This window comes from Streptococcus sp. HMSC034B05, from assembly GCF_001809055.1.
Lineage (GTDB): Bacteria > Bacillota > Bacilli > Lactobacillales > Streptococcaceae > Streptococcus > Streptococcus constellatus.
Genome location: NZ_KV795603.1, coordinates 1 through 323 on the forward strand (window position 1 = coordinate 1; position 323 = coordinate 323).

Sequence of the window (323 nt, forward strand, 5' to 3'; positions counted from 1 at the left end):
AGTGTAATGCACATCCTTGACAATATCCTCTTGAGTGACTGTCTCGGATGGAACAGTCGCAACATCTACCCTATAACCTGGAATCACTGGGGATGGCACAGCGTCATAATTAGCTTTGTCACTGGTCCAAGCTGTAGCCGAAACTTCAGTGCCTGTGATCTTATCTTTCGTTACTGTGCGTGTCCACGTTGCTGTTTGTACATTATTGGCTGGCGTTTGACTACCTGCTCCATGATAACGAACTGTCAAGCTCACTTTCTTGGTTTCTTGGATATTAGTTGTGCCATGCTTCAAGTGAACCGTCACGTTTTGATCATGACTGC

At 45.5% G+C, this 323-nt stretch carries 1 pseudogene; it reads right to left on the reverse strand.

What is annotated here, in order from left to right:
* Nucleotides 1–323: pseudogene (locus HMPREF2542_RS04285) on the reverse strand (peptidase); the annotation flags it as partial.